This window comes from Winogradskyella eximia, from assembly GCF_003386165.1.
GTDB lineage: Bacteria > Bacteroidota > Bacteroidia > Flavobacteriales > Flavobacteriaceae > Winogradskyella > Winogradskyella eximia.
Genome location: NZ_QRDV01000004.1, coordinates 302,427 through 317,586 on the forward strand (window position 1 = coordinate 302,427; position 15,160 = coordinate 317,586).

The following is a 15,160-nucleotide window of genomic DNA, read 5'->3' on the forward strand; positions in this document are numbered from 1 at the left end:
ATTTATAGAGTGTTAACGTTGAATTTTAAATAAATCTTATAATTTTTTAAAAAAAAATAATACTTTTTTGCAACACTCCAATTTTTGCATCGTCTTTAATGTATAACCAATCAAAAAAACCAAACTAAAATCAGCACGTTTCAAATTCATATTGTTGAAAAATGCAAACAGAATGATAGGCAGGCGCAATTGCAACTGTATAATCAATACTGTAATGGCATGTTGCTCGTAGCACTAAGATTTGTAAATGACACCATGGAGGCTGAAGACATTGTGCAAGAGGCATTTATAAAAGCGTTTTCAAAATTAGAACAATATAAAGCGGAAGTGAGTTTTGGAGCTTGGTTAAAACGGATTGTTATTAATCGTTGCATTGATGTTTTAAAATCTAAACGGCAACGTTTGGTAGAATTAGAGGATTATCATATTAATGTCTTTGAAGAAAACCATGAGAATGAATGGACGGTTGAAGATCATATTTCGCTTGAAACCGTAAAATTAGCGATTGAAGCATTACCTGAAAAATACAAATATGTGGTTATGCTTTATTTAATGGAAGGCTACGATCATCAAGAAATATCAGAGATTTTAAATATTTCTGAAGTTGCATCTAGAACACAATTATCTAGAGGAAAACAAAAATTACAATTAGCATTAAAATCAGAAAGAAATGGCACAAGATATTAGAGATTTATTTGAAAATGAGCCTAAAGACGAAACGGTTAAAATGTCTAAAGGCCATGAAGCTCGTTTTTTAGAAAAGCTAGAAAAAGAGCTGCCACAACAACAGCAGTCGGCTTTTAAATTCGGTTTTTTTAATGTGGCTGCAAGTATCATTGTGTTATTAGGTTTAAGTTATGGAGGGTATCAGTTTTTTAAAATGCCAGTGAATTCTGTAACACCTAATGACGTGGTTAATACTGAAATTAAAACGTTAGGTGATGTTTCTCCCGATTTAAAAAAAGTGGAAGACTATTATTTAGCAAGTATAAATTTAGAATTATCTAAAGTACAATTAACACCTGAAAATAAAGAACTATTTGATGGTTACGTAGAAAGACTTAAGGAGTTAAACGATGAGTATAAATCGTTAACCATTGAGTTAAATAATAATGGGCCAAATGAAGCCACTTTAGATGCATTAATTGACAATTTAAAATTTAGACTTAATCTAGTAATGCGTCTCAAAACCAAGTTACACGAATATAATGACGAGGCTTTTACACAAGATCGTATTTAGAATCAATCAATCAAAAAACGAACATTTAAATTAAACGTTATGAACAAAATCAGAATTTTAGTGTTGTGTCTATTAACCACTTTTGGTTATGCACAGAAAAAAATGACTAAAACATCACAGTCTATCAAAGTCAATAAAGATGTGGTTGTAGATTTAAACACCAGTTATGTAGAACTCGAAATAGACACATGGAACAAAGATGTGGTTGAAATTGAAGCCTATATTGAAGGTGAAAAATTATCTCAAGAAGAGTTAAAACAAGCTTTAGAAAGCTGGAATCTAAAGATAGAAGGCTCTAGTGATAAAGTCGTTATTTCTTCAACAGGAGGAAGCAGTTTGGGTTTATTTCCTCATTCAGAATACTCAAATGCATTAAAAGATTTGGAGTATCAATTAATAGAGTTACCAGAAATGCCAGAGATAATGGTGCTATCAGATATGCCGAATCTGGCCAATTTTCCTACCTTACCAGAGCTTCCTGAAATGCCAATTATGCCTAAATTACCAGAATTACCAAAAGGAGTTACAACCATTGAATTTGACTACGAGCGTTACCAAGATCTCGGTGAGAAATATTTAACAGAATGGAGTAAGAAATATGAAAAAAAAGGAGGTAAAGAATTTCAAAAACGAATGGAAGAATGGGCAAGAAAGTTTGGGGAGTCTGGTTACCAAGATAAAATGAAAAAATGGGGTGAAGATTATGCGAAGCGTTTTGACGGAAAATGGGCAAAAGATATTGAAAAATGGGGTGAGAGATTTGGAGAAAAGTATGGTAAGGATATGGAAAAATGGGGTGAGGAATTTGGTGCAAAATTTGGTAAAGAATGGGAAGAAAAAATGGAAGTTTGGGGTGAGAATTTAGAGAGACAAATGGAAGAGCGTGCAGAAGCTATGGAGAGAAGGGGTGAGTCTATGGAGAAACGTCAAGAAGAACTTGCAAAACGACACGAATATTTAGCGGATAGAAGATCGTCTATTTTGGTGAAGCGATTAGAATCAGGAAACCATAGCAAAGTAAAAAAAGTGATTAAAATTAAAATACCTAAAAAGGCTAAACTAAAGACCAATATTAGACATGGTGAATTAAAAATATCTTCTGTAATACACAATATGAAAGGTGATATTTCACATTCATTTTTAGTAGCAGAACACATTGATGGAAGTGATACTTCCATTAATGTGTCTTATTCACCAGTTATGGTGAATACGTGGAATTTAGGGACTTTGAATTTGAATTTTGTAGACAAAGCTCAGATTAAAACGGTTCAAAATTTAGTGCTGAATTCTAAATCGTCTAATATTACAATAGGCAATTTAAATGATACCGCTATTATTGATGGTAGTTTTGGTGATTTAACCATTTCTAATTTAAGCGCTACGTTTAAGAATCTTAACATGGTGTTAGAAAATAGTGATGCCTTAATTAACTTGCCAAAAGATGTGGATTATTCATTGTACTTTAAAGGCAATCGATCAAAATATAATAACAAAGTAACTGAACAGAAAACGCTTCGTAATTATCCTGATGGTCAAAATTCTAATCGAAATATTGTGGTCAATGCTAAATTTAGTAATGTGATTATAAATTAATACAATACCTTTTCATTGTGATTATCACTCAATATCACTGATGAGATTTATTTTTTACTTCCTGTTTTCCATAATATAGTTTTCCTATTTTTATGGAAATTTTCATTTCATGTCTCTTTCAACTTTCGAGAAATTTCTAAAATCACGCATTGCAGAGCCTTTAATAAATCGTTCAATTCTTAACAGCGATTATTCACCTCTCGATTTATCAATTCATAATTCTAACTTAAAAGCCATTAATGTGTCTTCTTCAGATGACTTAGAAACATTTATTTGGGATTATATGAAAACTAAAAATGCTAAAGTGGTCTATGGAGGTTATTTAGAGCATCGTAGCATTTATCAACGTAGTGATTATTTTAATCAATCAAATCCAGAAACTGAACGTAATATTCACTTAGGATTAGACATTTGGACGGAAGCCAATACACCAATTTACGCACCTTTAGCAGGTACAATTCACAGTTTTAAAAACAATACTAATCATGGTGATTATGGACCAACGATTATTTTAAAACATCACATTGAAGGGGTTGAATTTTATACCTTGTATGGACATTTAAGTTTGGCTGCCATTCAAGATTTAGAAGTTGGAGTAGAAGTAAAGAAAGGAGAGTACATAGCAACGTTGGGAACGGCTGAGGTTAATGGAGATTATCCACCTCATTTACACTTTCAAATTATAAAGGATATTCAAGAATATAAAGGTGATTATCCAGGAGTGAGCAATCAGCTCAATTTAGCATTTTACAAAGAAAACTGTCCTGATCCTAATTTGCTTTTAAAGTTATATTAGTTGTTTCTTCTCTTTTCATAAGTTTTAAAAATCCATTCAGCTATAAAACATAAACTAATAATAACCACTGAAACAATAACTCCAGTTAAGTTAGAGTGGTACTGCTGATTAATTAATATCACTAAAGCTAAAGCGCAAAGTAGACTGCCAGCTAACGGAATTGCCTTATTACTATTTGTGTCTTTAGCGGTTTTAAAACCCACCCAATTAACAATGCCAAATATGAGTATAAAGCCAACGCTTCCGGCTGTTGATATGCTTTCTAAATCTAATACATTCACTAAAACTAACGTCGCTATTGCAGTTATGAGCAATCCTATAGGTTGATTCCAAAGTCTAGAGGTAAAATGGTGTGGTAATTCATCATCTTCGGCAATTTCAAAATTAACACGACTGCCTCCATACAACGATGCATTAATGGCCGAAAATGTAGAAATTAAAGCCGCAATGGTAATGATGGTAAATCCAATTTTTCCTAACATGGGTTTTGCCGCTTCTGCTAAAACATAATCTTCGGCTTTTGCTATTTTATCAAAAGGAAGTGAGCCTACAGTTACAATGGCAATGATTATATATAGAATTATTACAAAAATTACGGAGTAATAATACGCACGTGGAATATTTTTTTTAGGATTTACAATATCTGGAGCTGCGTTGGCAATTAATTCAAAACCTTCATAAGCCACAAAAATCACCATACCTGCTGCAAATAGTTGTACGGGTGTTTCCCAGTTAGAAATTGCCAATTGTGACATATTGGGATTCCCAATAAGACCATAAGCACCAATTCCAATAAAACCAATTAAAATAATCAGTTTTATAATCACTGCGTAAGATTCTATTTTTCCAACAATAGTAATACTGTAGTAATTTATCGCAGTAGCCAGAATAATAATGGCACTAGCATAAATATGAAATTCAATGGTTTTGTTTTGTGTTAGTTCTAATAAGTTAGGTGCATAAGATCCAAAAGCAGAAGCGTACAACGAGAGCATAATGATATAACTTACCCAAAGTAAATTATTAATGGCTCCACTAAAAATTGAAACACCAAAGCCTTGATTGATAAATTTAACAGTTCCGCCTCTGTCAGGATATTTTAGGGATAGTTTTACATAACTATACGATGTAATTAATGCCAATAGACCTGCAAATAAAAAAGCGATTGGAGTTCCTCCATGTGCTATGGAAACGGCTAAACCAAGTACAGCGAAGATACCTCCACCAACCATGCCTCCAATACCAATTGAAATTGCATCCCTTAAACTTATTTTGTCTGCCACTTAGTTACTTAGTTTGTGCGTTTATCCTTATTTATTTATAGTGCTTTGATTGAGCATTATAATAATTATTACAATCCGTCAATGATAAAATTGCTTAACTAAGTTTTCTGAATTTGTTTTTGGGCCAGCGTTTTTCCGATTAAGAAACCAGCTATAGCTAACAATCCATCAGAAAGTGAAAACCATAATTCTTTTGGTAGCATAATAATATTGAAGATGGTTGCTGCTAGCATAAGTATACCTACAATATAAGAAGGGATCATGCTTTGTTTAGAAATTTTAGCAGCAACAAACATACCAGCTATAATACCTGCAAAATGACCAATAACAACAAATATTTTAGAACCCATAGGGATTTTATCCATATTGTTTGTTATCCATTCCATATCCATAGGGTTTGCACCTTCTGGTAATGGAAATAAATTATGTCCTATAAATGATTCAAAAATGTAAACAGTTAGAGATGCGACAATAAACCCAATTATGGTTGCTAAAACGTTTTTCATAAACCGACTTGATTAGTTAGAGGGTTTAAGGTAATAAAAAATGTTAAAAACCAATCTGATTTTACGTTTTTAGTTGTGTTATGCTATTTTTTACACACCACATAAAGAATACCTTTGCGTTTACCTGTATTTTTTGAAAACTGATTGGCATTTTTAACTTCTTCAATAGAAAAACCAATGTCTTCTAGTAACGACGTTATTTCTGCACGTTTAACCCAATAGGTTTTAGGCTGGTTTTTATGAAACAGTTTCCAATTAATGTCATTATTTATTTTTAGCCAAGGAAGATGACGACTAGACTGTTCTTCGCTTCGCAGTTTTCTTAATACATTAACGAAAGAACTTAAAGCAGGATTATATATTTTAGATTCATAATCTAAAAACGAAAACATAACAATAGCATCCTTTTTAGCAACACGATAAGCTTCCTTTAGTGCATTAGTAAACAAATCTTTTTTATCTATAAAGCACAGTACTTGTTGCAGATACACTAAATAGTCAAAGGAATTACTTTCATAATTTTCTAAAACAGCAGCATCAGAGATACTAAAATTAATATTAGAGTCATTGGTGCTCGCTCGTTTTTTGGCGTGCGCTATCATATTAGGTACCACATCAAATGCAGAAATATTATTAAATCCTTTTTCTTCAATATAAAAAGAAAGTCTTCCGCCTCCTGTTCCGGCTTCTAATACATGTTTAGAAGTGTCAGTGATGTATTTTTTTAATAAATAATCCTCAGATTTATTCAGATTTTGTTGGTTGGCCCATAATTCAAATACTTCATTTGAATAGCGCTCAGCGTTTAAGTTTTGTACGTTGGCTGTCATTTGTTTTCCCCATTTTTATTATTGACACATGTCAATTAGTTGATTTATAGCTTTTTAAAAATAGGTAATATTAAACATTAAAAAAATTTAGTTAATTGTAAGTTATTAACAATCAGTGTTTGAGGTGGGTTTTTGTTGTGTTCAACTCTTTTTTTTGCATTTTGTCGTAATTAAAGAATGCTAATCTTTAAATGGGTAACTCTCTGTATACCTAGTTTTTATGTTTTTTTGTAATATAAGTATATTTATAAAGTGTATTAAAATAGACCATGTGGTTTTACCTAATGGCTTATAAGTTTCCAAGAAGAGTTAAAAGCAAATGAACTAATGGGAATAGAAAAGGAAATTAATTACGTTTTATCCAATTAAAGATGGCTAGTATTATTAGCCATAATTTCTGCTATTTTAGAAGGAAACAATTTTTTAAAGCGTTTAGGGAAATCATCTTTTAAATGTATTGTTTCATTTGTAAAAGGATGATTAAAACTTAAAGAATAAGCGTGTAAGTACAAGCCTTTGCCTTTCAAAATTAAATTTGTAATACCATAGTCTTTATCTCCAAGTATGGGATGGTTAATGCTATAAAGGTGTTTGCGCAACTGATGTCGTCTGCCTGTCAATGGTTTTAATCGTACTAAATTCAATGTGTCAAATCTTTTAGAAGCTACAGATTCTAAGACTTTATAATGAGATTGTGACGGTTTATCATCAATGTTAGACGTAATTGTACCTTCTGCTTCCATATCTCCAATAGTAACAGCATAGTAGGTTTTATGAATGGTTTTAGCTTCAAAAAGTTGGTTTAAAGCTCTAATGCTTGAGCTTGTTTTTCCCGCTAATAAAATTCCCGTAGTTGCAAAATCTAAGCGATGCACAGGCTGAGGTCTTGCAGCATCATAACGTGTACTTCGCTTTATGTTCTGGGCTAAAGCATTAGCCATGGTTTTAAACGTATTACCACTCACCAAAATACCAGCAGGTTTATGTAGTGCTGCTAAATAATCATCTTCAAACAACACTGTGAGCGGAAAAATGAGTGTGTGAGTTGGGTTTATATCTTTCGGAATAGAAATGGTGATGTGTTCACCTCCATTTATGAGAGTTGCCGAAGTCGCTATGCGCTCATTAACTGTTATGTAGTTTTTCTTTAGTGCTTTCTTTAATGCTGATTTTGTTAATGCAGACTTAAAAAGACCAACACCATATTCTTGTAATCGAATTGGGTGCGGTAAACTAGGTACAATATGTGTTTCGGTTAGGTTGATAGTGTCTTTAATTTCACGTTTAATTGATGCCATTTGGCGCTAAATAATTACCATCATAACGTCCAGTAATTACTTGTCCATCAGTTCTAGTAAAAGTAAACGTAAAAACAATATTATATGCGGTGAAATTAGTAATAGTTACAGAGCCAGATTGTGCAAAGACGTCAGCATCTGGGTCGTTGTCAGATAGAAGGATGGTACCAGGATTAAATTCACTATCTACAAAAGAACCATTAATTGAAATATCATAATCCTCAATGGTATCATAGGTTGTGTTTTCTAAACTTCCTGTATGGATATCAAAATAGACAAAAGCAACAGTGTCTAAATCTTCATTGCCAGTTATTTCTGAACTTGTTTTATTAAACAAACTAATTCCTATATCACTTGGTGCATTCGTCGTTGTATTCTCGTCGGTAATTATAGCAGATACTAAAGGGTAGCTAACACCATTAAATATAAATTCATTCGGATCTTCTGGTGTGGTACTCGTGTTGTCTTCTGGAGAACATGAACTAAAAATAAGGGCAAATAAAAGTGCCATAAGATAAGGTCGTCTGGGTTTCATAATCGTTTTATTGTCAAATTAATAAGTAGGTATTAAAAGTAAATATAGACTAAAAAAATTGATGCGTCATTTTTACAATATTTTATCTTGAAAGCATCTCAAGATCTATGTGGACTATAGCCGAAGAGCAAAAGCCATAAAAAAGGAATTTCATTCGAAGTCATTTTCGGGATTAGACAGATATAAAACGTCTGTAGCTTGTGACTTTTTTAAAATATCTGTGTCTTAATAGTAAAGGATATAACATCATCCTCGATTAATGAAACATAAAGTAAATCCTTGCAGATCTCTAAAAAGAAACATTAATTGTATTGTAACACATACATGGAAATAGCATTCCCAAATTGAATTTCCTATAAAAGAATCCTGATACAACGTGTCCGGATTTTTTTAGTTTATTTCCTTAATTTAATCATCAAATAAATCTCCTTCATCAGGTCCTGGAGTATTATCATTAAAATCTAGTAAATGTCTATTGTAATAGCAAAAGCCAACAATGACTATGAAAATGACTACTAAAGTTGCGATATACATTTTACTAATGATTTATTAAGACAAATGATTAGAGCCAAGTTAGTAAAAGTAATTTAATTGAAAACCACTAACGTCAGTTTGAGTGATTCCGATTTTTTTCATCGGAATTGTAACGAGAACCTTCAAAAACGAAAATTACGCTTACTCACAATCTGCCTGAACAACTTTATGCTTCCACTGTATCCAATATTCTTGTAAACCTTCAGGTGTGGTTTTTAAATCGCTAATGTCTAAATGATGGCCTTGCATCAGTACATCTTTAAGTTGCGCTTTACGTTGCGAAAGGGCAGGAGTATGATTCCAGCCACCAACATGATCAAAAGACGTGTAAGCCTCACATTTTTGACTCACAGTTATAAAAGGAATAGATAACGTATAACTAACATGACCAGAACCCATACCTTCTGTACGCATCGTAATATTTTTAAAATCTACTTTACTGTAGTCGCCAGATTTAAAAAGTGCTTTTAGTTGGTCTCCAACAGCCGCAGACATGGTATTAGAAAATTGATGTGCAATGTCGTCTCCGTTTATAAATTCTTTACCTTGGTAAGTTCCTTGGCAAGCTTTTGTATGGCAGGTGATGCCGTTTTCTTTAGAGATGTTTGTCCCTTCTTTTTTATCTTGATGGTTACAGTTGGTGAAGCCGAAGATTAAGATTACTAAAGTGATAAGCTGTTTCATTGCTATTTAAAACTCCTTTTTTATTCGTTTGAGTTCTTATTCTATTTTAATAACCAAGTAAGAGCAAGTAAACCAAATAAGATAATGGCTAGCGTTAAACCTGTTATTTTTTTCTTTTCAGAATTATAGAATATATTCATGGCTTATTAATGTAAGTGATGCAATAAGGTAGCGTAATTTAATGACATTACATCTCATTACGCCACTTATGTTGAATCTCACAGCCAGAAACAAGGACTAAATTTTTCTAAATTGTCTATTTGGTTTTAGCAATCCATGCATCAATTTTCTTTTCTAAAAGTGCAAGCGGAATACAGCCAGTTTCAAGTACTTGCGCATGAAACTCACGGATATCAAAAGCATCACCCAGTTCTTGTTCAGCTTTAGCTCTCAGTTCTCTTATTTTTAATTGTCCTATTTTGTATGATAAGGCTTGGCCTGGCATGGCCATGTAACGTTCAATTTCAGAGGTAATACTCGCTTCAGATTCTGCTTCATTATCTAATGAATATTGAATGGCTTCTTCTCTAGTCCAGCCTTTGGCATGGATGCCTGTATCTACCACTAGTCTAATCGCTCTGTGCATTTCCATGCCTAGCATGCCAAAATATTGGTACGGATCTGTGTATAAGCCTAATTCTTTTCCTAAGCTTTCCGTATAAAGTGCCCAACCTTCACCGTAAGCACTATACCATAACGACTTTCTAAATTGTGGTAAATCTTCGTTTTCTATCGTTAAAGAAATTTGATAATGGTGTCCTGGTATGGCTTCGTGTAAAAATAATGCTTCATCAGAAAACACATTGTAAGTCGCAGCATCTATAATGGGTACATAAAAAACACCAGGTCTTGAGCCATCTGCTGCTCCAGGATTATATTGTGCGCTTGCAGAAGCCTCTCTAAATTTTTCGGTTTGTTTTACTATAAAATCGGCTTTTGGCTTATTCGCAAAAAGTTTATTTAATTTGGGTTTCATGGTGTTGTGAATGGCATTAAAATTGGCAATCACCTCTTCTGGTGTCTTAAAAGGCATCAAAGCTTTATTGGTTCTAACCGCATTAAAAAAAGATTTTAGGTCTCCTTTAAAACCCACTTCTGCTTTTACTTTTTCCATTTCTGCTAAAATTCTAGCGACTTCTTTTAAACCTAGTTCATGAATCTCGTCAGCCGTCATATTTGTCGTCGTAAAAAATTTAATCGCATCGTCATAATACGCTTTGCCATTTGGTACATCTAAAATACCGCTACTTGTTCTACCTGCATCTAAATAATTAGACTGTAAGTAGAAGGCCATAGATTTAAAAGAGGGTAGAAGCTCGTCCATTAATACTTTAGAATACGCTTCGGTTAATCGCTCTTTATCTTCTTCCGAAAAACTATCTGGCATAGCAAGTACAGGTGCATAGAATAAATGCTCAGAAAGGTCAGTAATACCTTCCGCTGAGGTATTTACTGTGGTTAGTGCATCAAACTGCGGAATCACTTTTATGATGAGCGATTTTGGTAAAACATAACCTTCAGCGCTGCCTTCTTTCATGCGTTTTTCTGCTGTTTGTAACCAAACGTTGTAGCTTTGTAATCGTTTTAACCAATCGTCGTAATTTTTAACGGTTTTAAACGGTTGTGCACTAGTACCAGAAGCCCATTGTGTCATTAATAAATTGGCAGACCACATTTGGTTGATTGGCATGTAAAGATCGTTTTTAAAACTAGATTGTGCCAATGCCATTTCGCAATCCCATGCCATTATCGCTTTACTCATCTGTTCACTTTCTGTGAGATTGGCATCATTAAAATCTTTTAATTGTGATGCGTAAGACGTATAAAAATTTTGAAAATCGGTACGGTATGCATCAGATAGAAAATTAGGAAACGAAGCATCAAAACGAGAATCTCCAATAAACGTGGCTTCAATAGGATTCAGTTTTAATTTGCCTTCACTATAACCCTCTAACATTGTTGCAAATTCTGAATTTTCAGTCGCTGTAATTTCTTTTTTAGCTTCCTCTTTGCACGAGACTAAGATGAAGCTCATGGTTAAACAAGCAATGAGTAATTTTTTCATTTTTTATTGGTTTTAGGTTGGTGGTAATTGTCTATGTGGCTTAAATATAGTATTTTAAGTTGTAAAAAGTGCTTTTTGTTGGCATTTTAAAAAGCCAAGTGTTTCTCTAAAATTAATGGATTATGACCATCTGAAATTGAGCTAGCATGTCACTAACTTTATTTTTATAGTCTTTAAGCCAAATAATCTTAGGTTATATAAGTTTCATTATATCTAATGGATGACTTAATATATATTGAGCACCATTTGCAACTAATTCTTCTTTTGGTCTATAACCCCATAATACACCTACAGCATACATATTTGCATTAGTTGCAGTTTGCATATCAATGCCAGTATCTCCTACGTAAATTATTTCTTCAGCTTTAATGCCTAAGTTTTTAGCGATTTCTATAACTGTAAAAGGATTTGGTTTTTTAAGCAATTCAGAAGTTAAACCAATTACAGGATCAAAATAGTTAGGGAATAACGCATGTGTGATTTTCTTAGTCAATTCATCAGCTTTATTAGATAATACACTTAGCTTTATATCGCGAGAAACCAAATTGTCGAGTAATTCAATAATGCCATCGTATGGTGTTGTTTTATTAGTGCAATTATCTCGATATACTTCAATCATCGCATGCAAACAACGCTCAACTTGTTGCTCGTCATTATGGGCTAATGGCAGCGATTTACTTACGAGACTTCTAATACCACTACCAATAAAACTTTGATGTTTTTCATAGCTATGCGTCGGGTAATTGTAACTTTTAAGAACCGTATTCATGGCATCCGCTATATCCTGAAGTGAATTAACCAGTGTGCCGTCTAAATCAAAAATGACTGCTTTAAACTTTATGTTTTTATCTTTTTTACCCATTACCATCTTTTTAGATGGTGAATTTAATCATTAATTTCAGAGTTTAAAATGATCTAGATTCTTGTGAGTAACGTAGAATTTGCAATGAATTATCGATGGTGTTGTTATACGTTATTTATATTGGATACTAGTATTAATCATTTCAAATGTCATTTTACCTTCAACGGTTGCTGATCCGTCTTCCTCAAGAGAGTCTTGAAATGCTATATATTTAGAATTATTTTCTCCTGTACTATATTTATAAAATTCAATACTTAATTTTTGTCCAACCAATTCTACATTCAACTGAATTCCGCTTAACATTTTTTCGCCAAGTTGAGATTGAATATCTTTTGTTTTGCAGTTTTCTTTCCCAAACTGAATTATCATATTATCAATGAAATCTTTTACTTGCGATGCTCCATCAATGTCAAAAATCATTATTACATAATTATTTCCATCTAATGTCCAGTTTCTATAAGCTTCACTTTTTTCAACTTCAAAACTAAAGTTACTAGGATATTCAAATGAAAGATTCCCAGCATTAAATTTCTTATAACCGAGCAGTTTAATTGATATTTTTGGGTTTTTCAACTCACCATCAATATCTAGTTCGTTGCCTTCCTCTAATTCATATGTTTTAGAATCAACTTGAACTTCGAACATGGACTTTGTCTCCAATTTCTTTTTTGCATTGTCCTGTGCAAATGTTAAACCATTGCATAAAAGCAGTAATACTATTGTAATTGTATTTTTCATAGATTGTGTTTAATGTGCTAAGATGGTTTTGAGTAAGGTTAATGTTTTGCTTTAAGCAGTTAATTTAGTAAATACAAACCGAATAGAAAATTTGCGAGGATTTTCTTAAGTAGGCTAGACCCAGCAATTAATTATACACGTTGTTAGCAAAAGTATTTTAACTAAATTTTTATTTCAGTACTTTATTATCCTCTTTCTTATGACTTGATTTATTTCATTTTGTAATGTCACAAAATATATTCCATCAGCAAATTCTTGAAGATTAATAATTACCTTTTCTTTATTATTCTTATTCAAGTGAAAAACTTGTTTGCCTAGAGTATTAAAAATTCTAATAGAGACACGATCTAGTTGGTTTTCAGAAGCAATTTCAATTGACTTATTTTTAGCATTGTAGAAAAGAGAAATTTCTACACCTTCATTTTCATTAATTGATAAGGTTTGCGAACCATAAATGGCTTGATCACCATTAAAAGAAGTTACAGTTAAAGTTTTACTATTATCAGTGTTGATGACTATAGAGTAGTTAAATATATTTCCATTATTGTAGTTGTCATAAAAAAAACCAAAGTATAGACCTTCATATATTGCATTTTGTGATTGCATACATCCTCCACCTAGTGTTTCATAAGGGCCGTCAGTGAATGAAAAATTACTGCTGCTATTGTTGAATTCAATTAAACCTCCAATTGTTTCACAAGTTGAGCCAAACAAATTAATGTATTGTATGGATTCATGAACATAGGAATCAAAGTCTAAAGTTACATAAGTGATTTCTTCGTTATTTGGTGGTAAATAACTATTGTTGTCAATTACTAAATCTTCTAATATCCATAAATCATCGAATAACATTTGTTCTTGAGCTACACTATTTAATGACATTCCTATTAAAATTATTAATATTCTAATTCTCATTTTGATTATATTTTTGCTAACGTGTTTGTATATGGTTTGTTGCGTGGTTTAGCACGTAATTTAGAAAATAAAAACCGAATAGAAAATCCGCGAGGATTTTCGTAAGTAGGCTCGAACTAGCAATAAATTATATACATTGTTACCTACAGTTATTTATATCCAAATTTTACTAATTCAGGTTTTATTATTATTAATTCTCTTTTTCTCGGAAATGTTCCGTGTTCAAAAGTCAGTTCAACACTATTCTCTTTCTTTTCGAGCGTTTTTATGTCAACATCATAAAAGTCAGAAATCACGAACGTTTTATTTTCATAACCCAATTCAGTCGGTTGAATTAAGATATGAATATCAGTTTTAGAATTTTCGGTTTCCAGAGGTAAACTTTGTCCATTATAAAAGGTCATTACTCTCACAAAAAAGTCATTTCCATATTCCGATTTAACTTGGTCAAAATCACGAAGGACTGATTCAAAATCCGATTCAGACGTTTGAGTGATTTCAGAAGTGTGTTTATAAACGAAAAAATTGTCGGATATATCTAAAGTATCTTTAAAATCCTTTTTGTCAATTAATTTCCGTTCTCCACTTTTTAATTTTTCCGCAACATTTATTTCAGAGTCTGAAGTCTCTACAAAAAGATAATAGTCCGAAGTTTGTTTGTTTTCTAAATTCTCGATTTGTGTTTGTAAATCCGAAATTTGCTTTTCTTTTTCGGTCAGTTTTTCATTCAGTTTTTCCAATTCCAATGAATTTTTTTTTGAATTACAACTTGCAATTAAAATCAATGTTAAAATCAGTAACGGAATGTTTTTCATAATTGTAGGTAACGTGATTGTGTATGGTTAGTTGCGTGATTTAAGGAACTAAGTTAGCAAATAAATCACAGATAGAATATTCCGCAGGAATGTTCGTAAGTAGGCTAGAAGGAAGCAATTAATTATACACGTCTTAAGTTTACAATTCATTAAATTTAAGGATAAATCAGAAAAGACAAAAGAGAGGAGTAAGGTTAATATACACGCAGAAGCTTTAGACTTCGTCAACATTGAAAATCCCCTCTCTTTTCTACACAGATTTCGTACAGTTCTATGAGGCTTTAAGACCTCGATTTTAAGTCGTTGAAACTCGCGTAGATTGTCCTTTCAAAAAAACATTTTCTTATGAATAAAGATATTAAATATTTTGGAATTGACATTAGCCATTTGGTGTTTGATGTCATGGACTCTGATGGTAATTACTATCAGTTTAAAAATAATGAACTTGGCTTTAAAAAGTTCACGA

Annotated in this window: 16 protein-coding genes and 1 pseudogene; 5 read left to right on the forward strand and 12 right to left on the reverse strand. The window is 32.3% G+C overall.

Features of this window, described 5'->3' with window-relative positions; all coding sequences use genetic code 11:
• Positions 1-129 precede the first annotated feature (129 nt).
• The 4 genes from DFQ10_RS11065 (at position 130) to DFQ10_RS11080 (ending at position 3,629) form a co-directional block, all read left to right on the forward strand.
• The gene (locus DFQ10_RS11065; protein WP_317124891.1) at positions 130-687 is read left to right on the forward strand and encodes an RNA polymerase sigma factor; all 558 of its coding nucleotides are present in this window, start codon (positions 130-132) and stop codon (positions 685-687) included.
• Positions 671-1,240, forward strand: a complete 570-nt coding sequence (locus DFQ10_RS11070; protein WP_115817478.1) for a hypothetical protein — start codon at positions 671-673, stop codon at positions 1,238-1,240. The genes DFQ10_RS11065 and DFQ10_RS11070 overlap by 17 nt, the downstream gene beginning before the upstream one ends.
• A gap of 39 nt (positions 1,241-1,279) precedes the next feature.
• Positions 1,280-2,833, forward strand: a complete 1,554-nt coding sequence (locus DFQ10_RS11075) for a hypothetical protein (protein ID WP_147299211.1) — start codon at positions 1,280-1,282, stop codon at positions 2,831-2,833.
• 109 nt (positions 2,834-2,942) lie between these two features.
• Entirely contained in the window at positions 2,943-3,629 is a 687-nt protein-coding gene (locus tag DFQ10_RS11080; RefSeq protein ID WP_115817480.1) for a peptidoglycan DD-metalloendopeptidase family protein, read from the forward strand.
• Here the strand turns inward: DFQ10_RS11080 and DFQ10_RS11085 are convergent.
• The 12 genes from DFQ10_RS11085 to DFQ10_RS11135 all read right to left on the reverse strand — a co-directional run bounded on the left by DFQ10_RS11085 (position 3,626) and on the right by DFQ10_RS11135 (position 14,619).
• Positions 3,626-4,912 (reverse strand): APC family permease, encoded by a 1,287-nt coding sequence (locus DFQ10_RS11085; protein ID WP_115817481.1) that lies wholly within the window; start codon positions 4,910-4,912, stop codon positions 3,626-3,628. The two genes, DFQ10_RS11080 and DFQ10_RS11085, sit on opposite strands and share 4 nt — an antisense overlap.
• Positions 4,913-5,010: 98 nt before the next feature.
• Complete coding sequence (locus DFQ10_RS11090) at positions 5,011-5,418, reverse strand: hypothetical protein (RefSeq protein ID WP_115817482.1); 408 nt, start codon at positions 5,416-5,418, stop codon at positions 5,011-5,013.
• A gap of 83 nt (positions 5,419-5,501) precedes the next feature.
• Complete coding sequence (locus DFQ10_RS11095; RefSeq protein ID WP_115817483.1) at positions 5,502-6,248, reverse strand: class I SAM-dependent methyltransferase; 747 nt, start codon at positions 6,246-6,248, stop codon at positions 5,502-5,504.
• A 365-nt stretch (positions 6,249-6,613) separates the two neighbouring features.
• On the reverse strand, positions 6,614-7,546 hold the full coding sequence (locus DFQ10_RS11100; RefSeq protein WP_115817484.1) for an RluA family pseudouridine synthase: 933 nt from the start codon (positions 7,544-7,546) through the stop codon (positions 6,614-6,616).
• Entirely contained in the window at positions 7,533-8,081 is a 549-nt protein-coding gene (locus DFQ10_RS11105; RefSeq protein WP_115817485.1) for a hypothetical protein, read from the reverse strand. Before DFQ10_RS11105 ends, DFQ10_RS11100 begins: the two co-directional genes overlap by 14 nt.
• 408 nt (positions 8,082-8,489) lie before the next feature.
• Positions 8,490-8,615, reverse strand: a complete 126-nt coding sequence (locus tag DFQ10_RS18760; protein WP_262510805.1) for a hypothetical protein — start codon at positions 8,613-8,615, stop codon at positions 8,490-8,492.
• Between the two features lie 141 nt (positions 8,616-8,756).
• Complete coding sequence (locus tag DFQ10_RS11110) at positions 8,757-9,299, reverse strand: hypothetical protein (protein WP_115817486.1); 543 nt, start codon at positions 9,297-9,299, stop codon at positions 8,757-8,759.
• Positions 9,300-9,555: 256 nt separating this feature from the next.
• Positions 9,556-11,364 carry a DUF885 domain-containing protein gene (locus DFQ10_RS11115; protein ID WP_115817487.1) on the reverse strand — a complete coding sequence of 603 codons (1,809 nt, stop codon included), beginning with the start codon at positions 11,362-11,364 and terminating at the stop codon, positions 9,556-9,558.
• 193 nt (positions 11,365-11,557) lie between these two features.
• A complete protein-coding gene (locus DFQ10_RS11120; RefSeq protein ID WP_245940693.1) occupies positions 11,558-12,226 on the reverse strand; it encodes an HAD family hydrolase in 669 nt (222 codons plus the stop codon).
• A gap of 111 nt (positions 12,227-12,337) precedes the next feature.
• Positions 12,338-12,964 (reverse strand): hypothetical protein, encoded by a 627-nt coding sequence (locus DFQ10_RS11125; protein WP_115817488.1) that lies wholly within the window; start codon positions 12,962-12,964, stop codon positions 12,338-12,340.
• Between the two features lie 174 nt (positions 12,965-13,138).
• On the reverse strand, positions 13,139-13,879 hold the full coding sequence (locus tag DFQ10_RS11130; RefSeq protein ID WP_115817489.1) for a T9SS type A sorting domain-containing protein: 741 nt from the start codon (positions 13,877-13,879) through the stop codon (positions 13,139-13,141).
• Positions 13,880-14,028: 149 nt separating this feature from the next.
• Positions 14,029-14,619 (reverse strand): hypothetical protein, encoded by a 591-nt coding sequence (locus tag DFQ10_RS11135; protein ID WP_147299212.1) that lies wholly within the window; start codon positions 14,617-14,619, stop codon positions 14,029-14,031.
• A gap of 420 nt (positions 14,620-15,039) precedes the next feature.
• On the opposite strand from DFQ10_RS11135, the pseudogene DFQ10_RS18805 reads away from it, so the two are divergent.
• Positions 15,040-15,160: pseudogene (locus tag DFQ10_RS18805) on the forward strand (IS110 family transposase); the annotation flags it as partial.

Excerpts from the sequence above, each read along its gene's own strand:
- DFQ10_RS18760 (WP_262510805.1), bottom strand. The coding sequence starts at position 8,615 with ATGTATATCGCAACTTTAGTAGTCATTTTCATAGTCATTGTTGGCTTT.
- DFQ10_RS11120 (WP_245940693.1), bottom strand. The coding sequence starts at position 12,226 with ATGGGTAAAAAAGATAAAAACATAAAGTTTAAAGCAGTCATTTTTGAT.
- DFQ10_RS11080 (WP_115817480.1), top strand. The coding sequence starts at position 2,943 with ATGTCTCTTTCAACTTTCGAGAAATTTCTAAAATCACGCATTGCAGAG.
- DFQ10_RS11070 (WP_115817478.1), top strand. The coding sequence starts at position 671 with ATGGCACAAGATATTAGAGATTTATTTGAAAATGAGCCTAAAGACGAA.
- DFQ10_RS11110 (WP_115817486.1), bottom strand. The coding sequence starts at position 9,299 with ATGAAACAGCTTATCACTTTAGTAATCTTAATCTTCGGCTTCACCAAC.
- DFQ10_RS11105 (WP_115817485.1), bottom strand. The coding sequence starts at position 8,081 with ATGAAACCCAGACGACCTTATCTTATGGCACTTTTATTTGCCCTTATT.
- DFQ10_RS11130 (WP_115817489.1), bottom strand. The coding sequence starts at position 13,879 with ATGAGAATTAGAATATTAATAATTTTAATAGGAATGTCATTAAATAGT.
- DFQ10_RS11090 (WP_115817482.1), bottom strand. The coding sequence starts at position 5,418 with ATGAAAAACGTTTTAGCAACCATAATTGGGTTTATTGTCGCATCTCTA.
- DFQ10_RS11125 (WP_115817488.1), bottom strand. The coding sequence starts at position 12,964 with ATGAAAAATACAATTACAATAGTATTACTGCTTTTATGCAATGGTTTA.
- DFQ10_RS11100 (WP_115817484.1), bottom strand. The coding sequence starts at position 7,546 with ATGGCATCAATTAAACGTGAAATTAAAGACACTATCAACCTAACCGAA.
- DFQ10_RS11075 (WP_147299211.1), top strand. The coding sequence starts at position 1,280 with ATGAACAAAATCAGAATTTTAGTGTTGTGTCTATTAACCACTTTTGGT.
- DFQ10_RS11115 (WP_115817487.1), bottom strand. The coding sequence starts at position 11,364 with ATGAAAAAATTACTCATTGCTTGTTTAACCATGAGCTTCATCTTAGTC.
- DFQ10_RS11095 (WP_115817483.1), bottom strand. The coding sequence starts at position 6,248 with ATGACAGCCAACGTACAAAACTTAAACGCTGAGCGCTATTCAAATGAA.